The 14,516-nt window shown below is 60.1% G+C and carries 8 protein-coding genes; 1 reads left to right on the top strand and 7 read right to left on the bottom strand.

The genetic code is table 11. From position 1 onward, the window contains the following. Positions 1-30: 30 nt before the first annotated feature. Entirely contained in the window at positions 31-1,305 is a 1,275-nt protein-coding gene (locus GTU76_RS11725) for an MFS transporter (protein ID WP_175552962.1), read from the top strand. 177 nt (positions 1,306-1,482) lie between these two features. Here GTU76_RS11725 and hemE read toward each other — a convergent pair whose 3' ends face one another. The 7 genes from hemE to GTU76_RS11760 all read right to left on the bottom strand — a co-directional run bounded on the left by hemE (position 1,483) and on the right by GTU76_RS11760 (position 14,505). Continuing rightward, entirely contained in the window at positions 1,483-2,550 is a 1,068-nt protein-coding gene (hemE, locus tag GTU76_RS11730) for a uroporphyrinogen decarboxylase (RefSeq protein ID WP_016983859.1), read from the bottom strand. Positions 2,551-2,802: 252 nt separating this feature from the next. Further along, positions 2,803-4,221 carry an FAD-dependent oxidoreductase gene (locus tag GTU76_RS11735; RefSeq protein ID WP_007909438.1) on the bottom strand — a complete coding sequence of 473 codons (1,419 nt, stop codon included), beginning with the start codon at positions 4,219-4,221 and terminating at the stop codon, positions 2,803-2,805. Between the two features lie 33 nt (positions 4,222-4,254). Then, the gene (gene gltB / locus GTU76_RS11740; protein WP_180698678.1) at positions 4,255-8,700 is read right to left on the bottom strand and encodes a glutamate synthase large subunit; all 4,446 of its coding nucleotides are present in this window, start codon (positions 8,698-8,700) and stop codon (positions 4,255-4,257) included. 350 nt (positions 8,701-9,050) lie between these two features. Continuing rightward, positions 9,051-10,640: an AAA family ATPase gene (locus tag GTU76_RS11745; RefSeq protein ID WP_180698679.1), complete on the bottom strand. Its 1,590-nt coding sequence runs from the start codon at positions 10,638-10,640 to the stop codon at positions 9,051-9,053. A 10-nt stretch (positions 10,641-10,650) separates the two neighbouring features. Next, a complete protein-coding gene (gene aroB / locus GTU76_RS11750) occupies positions 10,651-11,751 on the bottom strand; it encodes a 3-dehydroquinate synthase (RefSeq protein WP_016983856.1) in 1,101 nt (366 codons plus the stop codon). Positions 11,752-11,903: 152 nt separating this feature from the next. Then, the gene (gene aroK / locus GTU76_RS11755) at positions 11,904-12,422 is read right to left on the bottom strand and encodes a shikimate kinase AroK (RefSeq protein ID WP_011332081.1); all 519 of its coding nucleotides are present in this window, start codon (positions 12,420-12,422) and stop codon (positions 11,904-11,906) included. 4 nt (positions 12,423-12,426) lie between these two features. Beyond that, a complete protein-coding gene (locus GTU76_RS11760) occupies positions 12,427-14,505 on the bottom strand; it encodes a type IV pilus secretin PilQ (protein ID WP_180698680.1) in 2,079 nt (692 codons plus the stop codon). Between the last annotated feature and the right edge of the window lie 11 nt (positions 14,506-14,516).

The following is a 14,516-nucleotide window of genomic DNA, read 5'->3' on the forward strand; positions in this document are numbered from 1 at the left end:
CCTGCCTGGCCGTGCCCTCCGAGGTCTGACGTGAAAACTGCTGTCGCGCCCCTTGCCCATGAAGTCCCGCCTGCTGCGGCGGACGATGTCGTCGCCGAGCTACAAGAGATCTACATCGAAAAAGGCACGCCGATGTTCATGCGCACGGTGCTGGCGCTGTTCAGCGGCGGCTTCGCGACGTTTGCCCTGCTCTACTGCGTGCAGCCGATGATGCCGCTGTTGTCCCATGAGTACGGAATCAACGCGGCGCAAAGCAGCCTGATCCTCTCGGTGGCCACCGGCATGCTCGCCATCGGCCTGCTGATCACCGGGCCGATTTCCGATCGGGTCGGGCGCAAACCGGTGATGGTGACTGCGCTGTTCGCAGCGGCGCTGTGCACCATGGCCAGTGCAATGATGCCGAGTTGGGAAGGCGTGCTGATCATGCGTGCGCTGATCGGATTGTCGCTGAGCGGTCTGGCAGCGGTAGCCATGACTTATCTGAGCGAAGAGATCCATCCGCAACACATCGGTCTGGCGATGGGTTTGTACATCGGCGGCAACGCGATTGGCGGGATGAGCGGGCGCTTGATCACCGGCGTGTTGATCGACTTCGTCAGTTGGCACACGGCGATGCTGGTGATCGGTGGTCTGGCGATGATTGCCGCAGCGGTGTTCTGGAAGATCCTCCCCGAATCGCGCAACTTCCGTTCACGCTCACTGCACCCGCGCAGCTTGCTCGATGGCTTCACCATGCACTTTCGCGATGCCGGGCTGCCGCTGCTGTTTCTTGAAGCATTCCTGTTGATGGGCGCGTTCGTCACGCTGTTCAACTACATCGGTTATCGCTTGCTGGCGGCGCCGTACAACCTTGATCAAGTGTTCGTGGGCTTGCTGTCGGTGGTGTATCTGTCGGGGATCTACAGCTCGGCGAAGATTGGCTCGCTGGCGGATAAGCTGGGGCGACGCAAAGTGCTGTGGGCGACCATTGCGCTGATGTTTGCGGGACTTGCGTTGACGATGTTTACGCCGTTGCTGTTGGTGATTGTCGGCATGTTGATTTTCACCTTTGGCTTCTTCGGCGCGCATTCGGTGGCGAGTAGCTGGATCGGCCGTCGCGCGACCAAGGCCAAGGGACAGGCGTCGTCGTTGTACCTGTTCAGTTATTACGCAGGGTCGAGCATTGCCGGCACGGCGGGCGGGGTGTTCTGGCATCTTGGCGGGTGGAACGGGATTGGGTTGTTTATTGGTGCGCTGTTGCTGATCGCGCTGCTGGTGGCGTTGAAACTGGCGAAGTTGCCGCCTCTCGGTGGCGTAAAAGCCTGACACAAAACCCAATGTGGGAGCGAGCTTGCTCGCGAAGGCGATGGATCAGCAACATTTGCATCAACTGACCCAATGCTTTCGCGAGCAAGCTCGCTCCCACAGTGGATCTGTGTCCGACATTGAATCCTTCAAACAAAAACGCCCGGCATATGCCGGGCGTTTTTTATGGTGTGGCGATCACTCGTGATACTGCGCCGACAATTCATGCACCGCACGCAGGAACGCACCGGCGTGCTCCGGATCAACCTCAGGCGTGATGCCATGGCCAAGGTTGAACACGTGCCCACTGCCCTTGCCGTAGCTGGCCAGAATACGCCCGACTTCAGTGCGGATTGCTTCCGGTTTGGCGTAGAGCACGGTTGGGTCCATGTTGCCTTGCAGGGCAACCTTGTCGCCAACACGGGCGCGGGCGTTGCCGATGTCGCAGGTCCAGTCCAGACCCAGTGCGTCAGCGCCAGCGTCAGCGATGCTTTCCAGCCACAGACCGCCGTTCTTGGTGAAAAGGATCACCGGTACTTTACGACCGTCGTGTTCACGAATCAGGCCGCTGACGATTTTCTTCATGTAGGCCAGCGAAAACTCCTGATACGCCGCCGCCGACAGGTTGCCGCCCCAGGTGTCGAAGATCTGCACCGCTTGCGCGCCGGCCATGATCTGGCCGTTGAGGTACGAGGTCACCGACTGCGCCAGTTTATCCAGCAACAGGTGCATGGCTTGCGGGTTGTCGTAGAGCATCGCTTTGGTCTTGCGGAAGTCTTTCGACGAGCCGCCTTCGACCATGTAGGTCGCCAGGGTCCACGGGCTGCCGGAGAAACCGATCAACGGTACACGCCCGTTGAGCTCGCGACGGATGGTGCTGACCGCATCCATCACGTAGCCGAGGTCTTTGTGCGGATCAGGGATCGGCAGGGCTTCGATATCGGCGAGGGTGCTGACGACTTTTTTGAAGCGCGGACCTTCACCGGTCTCGAAGTACAGGCCCTGGCCCATGGCATCGGGGATGGTGAGGATGTCGGAAAACAGGATCGCCGCGTCCAGTTGTGGATAGCGGTCGAGCGGTTGCATCGTGACTTCGCAGGCGAATTCCGGATTCATGCACAGGCTCATGAAATCACCGGCCTGGGCGCGGCTGGCGCGGTATTCCGGCAGGTAGCGGCCGGCCTGGCGCATCATCCACACCGGGGTGACGTCAACGGGTTGCTTGAGCAGGGCGCGGAGGAAACGGTCGTTCTTCAGGGCAGTCATGTCGGCATCCGGAAAAAAAGTGCGGGCATTTTCTCAGAGCGCGACGCAAAAGGCACGGATGCAGGTCAGCCTTTTGTCTATCGGGTCAATTTATTGCGCTGGAAATACGCCATCAGCAACACAGAGAAACAACTGTGGGAGCGAGCTTGCTCGCGAAAGGGCCGGCACATCCAACATTGCAGTTGGCTGATAGACCGCTTTCGCGAGCAAGCTCGCTCCCACAGGGGTGTTGCTTTGGCTCAGGAGCCGGGATTAGACGCCCAGGTAATCGAGGATCCCTTCAGCCGCATTACGGCCTTCGAAGATCGCCGTCACCACCAGGTCGGAACCGCGCACCATGTCGCCACCGGCAAAAATTTTCGGGTTGCTGGTCTGGTGCTTGTACTGACCTTGCTCAGGCGCAACGACGCGGCCCTGGCTGTCAGTCTGGATTTCGAACTGTTCGAACCACGGCGCCGGGCTCGGGCGGAAGCCGAAAGCGATGACCACGGCGTCGGCCGGGATGATCTCTTCGGAACCCGGGATCGGCTCTGGGCTGCGACGGCCACGGGCGTCCGGTTCGCCGAGACGGGTCTCGACCACTTTGACGCCTTCGACCTTGTCTTCACCGACGATGGCGATCGGCTGGCGGTTGTAGAGGAATTTCACGCCTTCTTCCTTGGCGTTCTTCACCTCTTTGCGCGAGCCGGGCATGTTCGCTTCGTCACGGCGATAAGCACAGGTCACCGATTTGGCGCCCTGACGGATCGACGTGCGGTTGCAGTCCATCGCCGTGTCGCCGCCGCCGAGTACCACGACCTTTTTGCCTTTCATGTCGACGAAATCTTCCGGCGACTTTTCAAAGCCCAGGTTGCGATTGACGTTAGCGATCAGGAAGTCCAGCGCGTCATAAACGCCCGGCAGATCCTCACCGGCAAAACCGCCCTTCATGTAGGTGTAGGTGCCCATGCCCATGAACACCGCATCGTATTCGGCGAGCAGTTGCTCCATGGTCACGTCTTTGCCGACTTCGGTATTCAGACGGAACTCGATGCCCATGCCAGTGAAGACTTCGCGACGATTGCTCAGCACGGTCTTTTCCAGTTTGAACTCGGGGATGCCGAAGGTCAGCAGACCACCGATTTCCGGGTTCTTGTCGAACACAACCGGGGTCACGCCGCCGCGTACCAGCACGTCGGCACAACCCAGACCCGCCGGGCCCGCGCCGATGATGGCGACACGTTTGCCGGTCGGTTTGACCTTGGACATGTCCGGGCGCCAGCCCATGGCGAACGCGGTGTCGGTGATGTACTTCTCGACCGAACCGATGGTCACCGCGCCGAAGCCGTCGTTAAGGGTGCAGGCACCCTCGCACAGACGATCCTGCGGACAGACCCGGCCACAGACTTCCGGCAGGGTGTTGGTCTGGTGCGACAGCTCGGCGGCCTGAAGGATGTTGCCCTCGGCCACCAGCTTCAGCCAGTTGGGAATGAAGTTGTGCACCGGGCACTTCCATTCGCAATACGGGTTGCCGCAACCCAGGCAGCGGTGGGCCTGATCGGCCGACTGCTGGGGTTTGAACGGTTCGTAGATTTCGACGAACTCTTTCTTGCGTTGACGCAACAGTTTCTTCTTCGGATCTTTGCGCCCGACATCGATGAACTGGAAGTCGTTATTCAGACGTTCAGCCATTGTTAAAACCTCATCAAACTCTTCAGGCGCATATCACTGCGGGTTGGCACGAGTGCTGGAAAGCAACGACTTCAGGTTGGCAGCCTTAGGCTTGACCAGCCAGAAACGGCGCAGGTAGTCATCGAGGTTTTCGGCGAGTTCACGACCCCACTCGCTGTCGGTTTCCGCGACGTACTCGTTCAGCACGTTTTGCAGGTGGCTGCGATAGGCTTCCATCGCCTCGCCGCTGATCCGCTGGATTTCAACCAGCTCGTGGTTGACCCGGTCAACGAAGGTGTTGTCCTGATCGAGCACGTAGGCGAAACCACCGGTCATGCCAGAGCCGAAGTTGTAACCGGTTTTGCCCAGAACGCAGACGAAACCACCGGTCATGTACTCACAGCAGTGATCGCCAGTGCCTTCCACAACCGTGTGGGCACCGGAGTTGCGCACGGCGAAACGCTCGCCTGCGGTGCCGGCGGCGAACAGCTTGCCGCCCGTGGCGCCGTACAGGCAGGTGTTGCCGATGATGGCGCTTTCCTGAGTTTTGTAAACGCTGCCTTTCGGCGGCACGATGGTCAGCTTGCCACCGGTCATGCCTTTGCCGACGTAGTCGTTGGCGTCGCCTTCGAGGTACATGTTCAGACCGCCGGCGTTCCACACGCCGAAGCTCTGCCCGGCAGTGCCCTTGAAGCGGAAGGTGATCGGCGCTTTCGCCATCCCCTGGTTGCCGTGCTTGCGGGCGATTTCGCCAGAGATCCGCGCGCCGATCGAACGGTCGCAGTTACAGATATCCAGGTCGAACTCGGCGCCGCTCATGTCGTTGATCGCCGACGAGGCCATCTCGACCATTTTCTCGGCCAGCAGGCCCTGGTCGAACGGCGGGTTGCGCTCAACGCCACAGAACTGCGGTTTGTCCGCCGGGATGTGATCGCTGCCCAACAGCGGCGTCAGATCGAGGTGATTTTGCTTGGCGGTCTGGCCTTCGAGGATTTCCAGCAGATCGGTGCGACCGATCAGCTCTTCGAGGGAGCGCACGCCGAGTTTGGCCAGCCACTCACGGGTTTCTTCGGCGACGTAGGTGAAGAAATTCACCACCATGTCGACGGTACCGATGTAGTGGTCCTTGCGCAGCTTCTCGTTCTGCGTCGCAACGCCGGTGGCGCAGTTGTTCAGGTGGCAGATACGCAGGTATTTGCAGCCCAGCGCGATCATCGGCGCAGTACCGAAGCCGAAGCTTTCGGCGCCGAGGATCGCAGCCTTGATCACGTCGAGGCCGGTTTTCAGGCCGCCGTCGGTCTGCACCCGGACTTTGCCGCGCAGGTCGTTGCCGCGCAGGGTCTGGTGGGTTTCGGCGAGGCCGAGTTCCCACGGTGCGCCGGCGTATTTGATCGAGGTCAGCGGCGAAGCACCGGTGCCACCGTCGTAGCCGGAGATGGTGATCAAGTCCGCGTAGGCCTTGGCCACACCGGCGGCGATGGTGCCGACGCCTGCTTCAGCCACCAGCTTCACCGAAACCAGTGCCTTGGGGTTGACCTGCTTCAGGTCGAAGATCAACTGCGACAAGTCTTCGATCGAGTAGATGTCGTGGTGCGGCGGCGGCGAAATCAGGGTTACGCCCGGCACTGCGTAACGCAGTTTGGCGATCAGCCCGTTGACCTTACCGCCCGGCAGTTGCCCGCCCTCACCCGGCTTGGCGCCTTGCGCGACCTTGATCTGCAGCACTTCGGCGTTGACCAGGTATTCCGGGGTTACCCCGAAACGGCCAGTCGCAACCTGCTTGATTTTCGAGCTCTTGATGGTGCCGTAACGCGCCGGATCTTCACCACCTTCGCCGGAGTTGGAACGCGCGCCAAGGCGGTTCATGGCTTCGGCCAGGGCTTCGTGAGCTTCCGGCGACAAGGCGCCCAGCGAGATACCGGCGGAGTCGAAGCGCTTGAGCACCGATTCCAGCGGCTCGATTTCACTGATGTCCAGCGGCGTATCGAGGGTCTTGACCTTGAACAGGTCGCGGATCATCGACACCGGACGGTTGTCCACCAGCGAGGTGTATTCCTTGAACTTGGCGTAGTCGCCCTGCTGCACAGCAGCTTGCAGAGTGTTGACCACATCCGGGTTGTAGGCGTGATATTCGCCACCGTGGACGAACTTCAGCAGACCGCCCTGCTGGATCGGCTTGCGCGGACTCCAGGCTTCGGTAGCCAGTGCTTTCTGCTCGGCTTCGATGTCGACAAAGCGCGCACCCTTGATGCGGCTCGGCACACCACGGAAGCTCAGGTCGCAGACTTCTTCGGACAGGCCGATGGCTTCGAACAGCTGCGCACCACGGTACGAAGCGATGGTCGAAATGCCCATCTTCGACAGAATCTTCAGCAGACCTTTGGTGATGCCTTTGCGGTAGTTCTTGAACACCTCGTAGAGGTCGCCCAGCACTTCACCAGTGCGGATCAGGTCGCCCAGCACTTCGTAGGCCAGGAACGGATAGACCGCAGAGGCACCGAAACCGATGAGCACGGCGAAGTGATGCGGGTCACGGGCGGTCGCGGTTTCAACGAGGATGTTGGAATCGCAACGCAGGCCTTTTTCGGTCAGACGGTGGTGCACTGCACCGGTTGCCAGCGAAGCATGGATCGGCAGCTTGCCCGGGGCGATATGGCGGTCGCTCAGGACGATCTGGGTACGACCGCCGCGCACGGCTTCTTCAGCCTGATCGGCAACGTTGCGGATGGCCGCTTCGAGGCCGACGCTTTCGTCGTAGTTGAGGTCGATGATCGCCCGTTCGAAACCCGGGCGGTCGAGGTTCATCAGCGAGCGCCACTTGGCCGGGGAAATAACCGGCGAGCTGAGGATCACGCGCGAAGCGTGTTCCGGCGACTCCTGGAAAATGTTGCGCTCGGCACCGAGGCAGATTTCCAGCGACATCACGATCGCTTCACGCAGCGGATCGATCGGCGGGTTGGTGACCTGCGCGAACTGCTGACGGAAATAGTCGTACGGTGTACGCACGCGCTGCGACAGCACGGCCATCGGCGTGTCGTCGCCCATCGAGCCCACGGCTTCGTAGCCTTGCTCGCCGAGCGGACGCAGGACCTGATCGCGCTCTTCGAACGTGACCTGATACATCTTCATGTATTGCTTGAGCTGATCGACGTCGTAAAAAGCCGAACCGTGGTCGTTGTCTTCCATGGTCGCCTGAATGCGCAGGGCATTCTTGCGCAGCCATTGCTTGTACGGATGACGGGACTTCAGACGGTTGTCGATCGCATCGGTGTCGAGGATCTGCCCGGTTTCGGTGTCCACCGCGAAGATCTGGCCAGGGCCGACACGGCCTTTGGCAATCACGTCTTCAGGCTTGTAGTCCCACACGCCGATTTCCGAGGCGAGGGTGATGAAACCGTTGGTGGTGGTGACCCAGCGCGCCGGGCGCAGACCGTTACGGTCGAGCAGGCACACCGCGTAACGACCGTCGGTCATGACCACGCCAGCCGGACCGTCCCACGGTTCCATGTGCATCGAGTTGTACTCGTAGAACGCACGCAGATCCGGGTCCATGGTTTCGACGTTCTGCCACGCTGGCGGAATGATCATCCGCACGCCACGGAACAGGTCGATGCCACCGGTGACCATCAACTCCAGCATGTTGTCCATGCTCGACGAGTCGGAACCGACACGGTTGACCAGCGGGCCGAGTTCTTCCAGATCCATCAGATCGTTGCTGAACTTGGTCCGACGGGCCTGCGCCCAGTTACGGTTACCGGTGATGGTGTTGATCTCGCCGTTGTGGGCGAGGAAGCGGAATGGCTGAGCCAGCGGCCATTTCGGCAGGGTGTTGGTGGAGAAGCGCTGGTGGAACACGCAGATTGCGGTTTGCAGGCGCTCGTCGCTCAGGTCTGGATAAAACGCGGCCAGATCAGCCGGCATCATCAGGCCTTTATAGATGATGGTCTTGTGCGAAAAGCTGCAGATGTAGTGGTCGGAGTCGACGGCGTTGGCCACCGACGAACGACGACGCGCGCTGAACAGCTTCACCGCCATGTCCTGATCGCTCAGGCCTTCGCCGCCGATGTACACCTGCTCGATCTGCGGCAGGCGTTCAAGGGCCAGGCGGCCGAGGACGCTGGTGTCGATTGGCACCTTGCGCCAGCCAATCAACTGCAGGCCTTCAGCGAGGATCTCGCGGTTCATGTTCTCGCGAGCGGCTTCAGCCTTGGCCGGATCCTGGTTGAAGAAGACCATGCCCACGGCATATTGCTTGGGCAATTCGACGCTGAAGGTTTCCTGGGCAATCGCGCGCAGGAACGCATCAGGCTTTTGAATCAGCAGACCGCAACCGTCACCGGTCTTGCCGTCGGCATTAATCCCACCGCGGTGGGTCATGCAGGTCAGGGCCTCGATGGCCGTTTGCAAAAGGGTATGACTGGGCTCGCCCTGCATATGGGCTATCAGGCCGAAACCGCAGTTATCCTTGAATTCATCTGGTTGGTACAGACCTGCTTTCATAGACACTTTCTCACCAGGCTGCCTCTTTTCGAGGCAAATTTCTTTTCAATTCAACCACTTGCATCCTGCGCCGAACGTACGCCGGCTTGGCGGGGGCAAAAGGGTGGTCATTGTACACAGCGACACAGAGGCTCACAAATTTGACGACGAAATGTCGCAAATTCATGTCGCATTTGTGAAAGGTTTAAAGCGATCTGCTGTGCTAGTCAAAACTTTTTTAATTTTGACCGCAACGACTCAAAGACTACTGTGACGCAGACACCACAAGGCACGCGGCCCGTAAGGGCGGCGCGCACTCGTAGAAATTTTGAGGTGCTTGGAGAGGCGGCCTGGGTAAGGCCGCCGAATCTTCAGCGAGTTGTTGCCAGTTCCTGTTGGACGCTGGCGACAGTGCGAGGCCAAGGTTTACCAGCCTGAACCTTCGCTGGCAAGGCCTTGATGGCAGAAACGGCTGCGTCACGATTGGCGAAGTTGCCGTAGGTGATCACGTAGAGAGGCTTGCCGTTGAGAACTTTCTTGAAATACCGGTACTCGCCGCCCTGCTCCTTGACGAAGCTTTGCGCGGCCGTTTCCGAGCTGGTGCCGAGGATCTGCACCACGTAGTTGCTGGTTGGCTGACCGGCGTACCAGCTGCCACCGGCCGCTTTGGCGACGGTAACCGGCTTCTCGGCCGGTTTGGCCGCAGCAACAGGTTTGGCTGGTGCAGGAGCCGGTTTCGCCGCTGGCGCTGCCGGAGCAGGCTTGGCGGTGGCGACTTGGGTTGGCGCAGGAGTCGGTCTGGCCGCCGGAACTGGCACCGGTGTCGGCGCAGGACCTGCCGGAACACCTGCGGGTGGCGCCGAAGTGGTCACGGTTGGCGGTGTGGCGCTGGAGCCTTCCAGAGGCACACCGTCGTCGCCCTCGGTGATACCGCCAGCGGCTTCAGCCAACGGGCCGCGCATGACCGGTTGAGAGTTGCCGACCAACGGCAGCGGCATCGGCTGCGTATTACCGGCGAATTCGACGTTCGGTGCACCGCCATTGGCACCCTGTCCCAATGGCAACTGTGCCTGCTCATTGGCAGGAGCGCCGGTGGTTGGCGCCTTGTTGCGACCCGGCATCAACCAGGCGGCGGCGACCGCGACCACAACGACGGCGGAAATCGCCAATACGTGTTTCTTCGGCATGTTGAACCCCATACTTGGACGCTTGACCGCTGAGCGGCTGGCAATCATGACTTCGATCAGAGCATCGCGAGCGACCTGGTTGATATTGCCCGGCCAACCCTCGGCACTTTCGTGAATATCAGAGATCTGATCCGCGGTGAAAAGTTCGACACCCCGGCCGGCACCTTCGAGCCGTTGGTCGAGATATTCGCGGGTCTCTTCTTCGGTGTACGGCTGCAATTCGATGACGTGGAAACGTTCTTCCTCGAGGTGCAAAGCCTCGAGTTGAGCGATCAGCGACGACTCACCGAACAGGAACACATGCGGGCGACCTTCCGGTGCGCCGGCACCCAGCGCCATCAGCGCTTCGAGGGCGGATTCATCGAGCTGCTCGGCGTCATCCACCAGCAGATAGACTTCCTGACCGGTCAGTGCGAGTTGCACCACTTGATCGAGAATCGCGCCAACTTCGGCCTGAGCGACGTTCAGTGCCTGCGCAACCTGGCGCAGCACGCCAGCGGCATCACCGGCACCACGCGCAGAAACCACCACGCTTTGTACCGACTGCTTGTTGGTGCTGGCGACCAGCGCCTGACGCAGCAAGGTTTTGCCGCTGCCTTGCGGACCGGTGACCACAAGTAGCAATTGGCTGTAGCGCGCCAGATGATGCAATTGACCCAGCACCGGCTTGCGCTGGGCCGGGAAGAATTTGAAGCCCGGCACGCGCGGCGCGAACGGGTCATGACTTAACTGGAAGTGGCCGAGGAACGCCTCGTCGGCATGCAAACTAGTCATCGGAATCTTATTAACCTTTAAGCTGAGCCAGGGCGCGGTAATCCGCTCCCAGCGTGGCCTGTAGAACCTCATGCGGATAATCGTCGGTCACTACCGCTTCGCCCATCCGGCGCAGCAGCACCAGGCGCAGACGACCGTCGATCACTTTTTTGTCGATTGCCATGTGTTGAAGAAAATCGGCTTCGGTCATTTCCGTCGGCGGCACCACCGGCAGACCGGCACGCTGGAACAGCCGAATGCCGCGATCACGCTCCGCGTCACTGATCCAGCCCAGACGGGCAGACATTTCCAGCGCCATCACCGTGCCAGCGGCGACCGCTTCCCCGTGCAACCAGACACCATAGCCCATGTGGGTCTCGATGGCGTGGCCGAAGGTGTGACCGAGGTTGAGCGTGGCGCGTACGCCGGTTTCTTTCTCATCGGCACCCACTACCGCAGCCTTGGCTGCGCAGGAGCGCTCGATGGCGTAAGTCAGGGCTTTCTGATCCAGCGCACGCAGGGCATCGACGTTGTCTTCAAGCCAGGTCAGGAACGGCTCATCGCAGATCAGGCCGTACTTGATAACTTCCGCCAAGCCGGCAGACAGCTCGCGCTCTGGCAGGGTTTTCAGGGACGCCGTATCAATCAGCACCACGTTCGGCTGGTAGAACGCGCCAACCATGTTTTTGCCCAGAGGATGGTTGATACCGGTCTTGCCGCCCACCGAAGAATCGACCTGAGACAGAAGGGTGGTAGGAATCTGGATGAAGTCGACGCCGCGCTGGTAACAGGCAGCAGCGAAACCGGCCATGTCGCCGATCACACCGCCGCCCAAGGCGATCACAGTGGTACGGCGGTCGTGACGGGCAGTCAGCAGACCGTCGAAGATCAGTTGCAGAGTTTCCCAGTTCTTGAAGGCTTCGCCGTCCGGCAACACCACCGAGATCACTGAGAACTGCGTCAGGCTGCGGGTCAGACGTTCGAGATAGAGCGGCGCAACGGTCTCGTTGGAGATGATTGCCACCTGCCGCCCATGGATGTGCGGAGCCAGCAGTTCGGGCTGATCCAACAAACCTTCGCCAATATGAATCGGGTAGCTGCGCTCGCCTAGATCGACCTTGAGTGTCTGCATGTGTCCCCACAGTGAAGATGGAAGCAGGCGTCCTGCCCTGAATTATTGGTTATCTGCGGCCTATAGCGGGTATGACGCCGCTCGCACGCCATCCGCCACAACCTCGACGGGCTGTGACAGGACGCCGAGGATAGCGCATTTCGAACGATGCTTTAACGGGGTGGAAGCTGCGCCAGACGATCAAGAATGTCGAGCACGACCATGCGGGGCGGCCGTTCGTCGGTTTCTACCACCAGATCGGCGATTTCCCGGTAGAGCGGATCACGAATAGCCAGCAGGTCGCGCAGGGTTTTTTCCGGATTGGCCGTGCGCAGCAACGGTCGATTGCGGTCGCGCGATGTGCGTCCGACCTGCTGTTCGACGGAGGCGTGCAGGTACACCACTCGCCCACCCTCATGCAGGGCCTTGCGATTGGCATCACGCATCACGGCGCCACCGCCGGTCGCCAACACCACGCCATCGAACGCGCACAGCTCGGCGATCATCGCCTGCTCACGGTCACGAAAGCCGGGTTCGCCTTCCTTGTCGAAGATCCACGGGATATTGGCGCCCGTGCGCAGCTCAATTTCCTTGTCGGAATCTTTGAACGGCAGGCGCAGCTCTTTGGCCAGTAACCGGCCGATGGTGCTTTTACCAGCCCCCATCGGTCCTACAAGAATCAAATTTCGCACAGAATCAACGACTCACAGCAATCGCCTGGTTATTCATGATACGTGGTGTGAGAAATACCAGCAGCTCGGATTTTTTCTCCGAAACCACATCACGCCGGAAAAGGCGGCCAAGATACGGCACATCGCCAAGAAATGGCACCTTATCTACGACCTTGCTTTGAGTATTTGAGAAAACACCGCCAATCACGATGGTTTCGCCGTCGTTGACCAGCACTTTGGCGTTGACCTCGTTTTTCTTGATCGGCGGCACATCCTGCACTTTGTTCAGGTAATCCGGTTCGTCCTTGGTGACCTTGACCTCCATGATGATGCGGTTGTCTGGGGTAATCTGCGGGGTGACTTCCAATGACAGCGAGGCCTCCTTGAACGACACCGATGTCGCGCCGCTGGAACTGGCCTCCTGATACGGAATCTCGGTGCCCTTGAGGATTTTCGCGGTTTCCTTATCCGAGGTAACGACCTTGGGCTGCGAAACGATTTCACCGTTGCCGGTTTTCTCCATTGCCGTCAGCTCAAGATCGAGCAACACGTTGTCGGTGATGAAGGCGATACCGATCCCGGAAGTGTTGCCCACGGTACCCATGTCGACGAACGGCGAGTTGGTGCTGGTGCTGCCCGGCGTGCCGATGGTGGTCGATGTGCCGTTGCTCACGCCTGAAGTGTTCCAGTTGCCCTTGTTCTGGATCGAGCCGCCCCAGCGCACGCCCAGACTTTTGTCGTAATCGACGTTGGCCTCGACGATGCGCGCCTCGATCATTACCTGACGCACCGGAATATCCAGCTGCGCCACGATCCGCCGCAGTTCGTCGAGGCGATCCTGAGTCTGGTAGGCAATGATGTTATTGGTCCGCTCATCGACGGTGATCGAGCCACGCTCGTCGATTTTAGCCTCGGCACTGGTCACCGACTGGAACAACTTGGCGATGTCCGCAGCCTTGGCGTAATTCACTTGCAACAGTTCGCGGCGCAACGGCGCCAGTTCGGCGATCTGTTTCTGCGATTCCAGTTCCTGACGCTCGCGGGCAGCGATTTCATCGGCGGGAGCCACCAGCAGCACGTTGCCGATCTTGCGTTTATCCAGACCTTTGGTTTTCAGCACCAGATCCAGCGCCTGATCCCACGGCACGTTTTGCAGGCGCAAGGTGATGCCGCCCTGCACCGTGTCGCTAGCAACCAGGTTGAGGTTGGTGAAGTCGGCGATCAGTTGCAGCACCGAGCGCACATCGATGTCCTGGAAATTCAGCGATAGCTTTTCGCCGACGTACGCCTGACGGTCGGCATTACGTTTCTGCAGGTCATCGACGGTCATCGGGCGGATGCTGACGGTTAGCTTGTTGTCGGTCTGGAAGGTGGAGTACTCGTAGGTGCCGCTGGGTTCGACAGTAATAACCGTGCGATCACCGCTCACCCCGGCATTGACGAACTGCACCGGAGTAGCAAAATCCTTGACGTCGAGGCGTACCCGCAACTTGTCTGGTAACTGCGTGCGGGTAAAGCTGAGGATGATCTTGCCGTCATGTTCCTGGATATCCGGAGCGATGGTCGGGTCGGACAGGTCGATGACCACATTGCCCTCACCTGCCGTACCCCGCTGGAAATCCACGCCGCGAATGGTCCGGTTTTTCGGCACAAAGGCCTTGGCCGGTGCCGCAGCCGCTACCGCAGCGCGTGGTGTAACGGCTGCGACTCTCGGCGCCGCCGGCGCGCCCTGCCCGACCACCACGAACAGATTGTTGCCCTCGACCCTCGTGTTGTAAGGCGCCAGTTGCGTGAGGCTGACGATCAGCCGCGTGCGGTCCTTGGCTTCGACTACCGTGGCGGTGCGTGCATTGCCGCTGCCCAGATCAAGGTTCTTGCTGGCCAACTGGCTGGCAACACCGGGCAAATCCAGGGCGATCCGCGCCGGCGATTCGGTGGTGTAGCCCTTGGGCTGTGGCGGTGGGCCGTCGAACGACAACTTCAGCTCGACGCGATCACCCGGCAACGCCGCCACGTCGAGCGTCTTCAGATTGGCCGCGAATACCATCGGCGACATCAGCGCTATCCATAGCGAAAAACCGAGGGTGGAGAAAATCCTGTTCATTGTTCGACTTC

The sequence above is a fragment of the Pseudomonas crudilactis genome, assembly GCF_013433315.1.
GTDB lineage: Bacteria > Pseudomonadota > Gammaproteobacteria > Pseudomonadales > Pseudomonadaceae > Aquipseudomonas > Aquipseudomonas crudilactis.

What these genes read in the sequence shown, in the direction of transcription:
- hemE (WP_016983859.1), bottom strand. Translation starts at nt 2,550, where the DNA reads ATGACTGCCCTGAAGAACGACCGTTTCCTCCGCGCCCTGCTCAAGCAA.
- GTU76_RS11735 (WP_007909438.1), bottom strand. Translation starts at nt 4,221, where the DNA reads ATGGCTGAACGTCTGAATAACGACTTCCAGTTCATCGATGTCGGGCGC.
- gltB (WP_180698678.1), bottom strand. Translation starts at nt 8,700, where the DNA reads ATGAAAGCAGGTCTGTACCAACCAGATGAATTCAAGGATAACTGCGGT.
- GTU76_RS11745 (WP_180698679.1), bottom strand. Translation starts at nt 10,640, where the DNA reads ATGACTAGTTTGCATGCCGACGAGGCGTTCCTCGGCCACTTCCAGTTA.
- aroB (WP_016983856.1), bottom strand. Translation starts at nt 11,751, where the DNA reads ATGCAGACACTCAAGGTCGATCTAGGCGAGCGCAGCTACCCGATTCAT.
- GTU76_RS11760 (WP_180698680.1), bottom strand. Translation starts at nt 14,505, where the DNA reads ATGAACAGGATTTTCTCCACCCTCGGTTTTTCGCTATGGATAGCGCTG.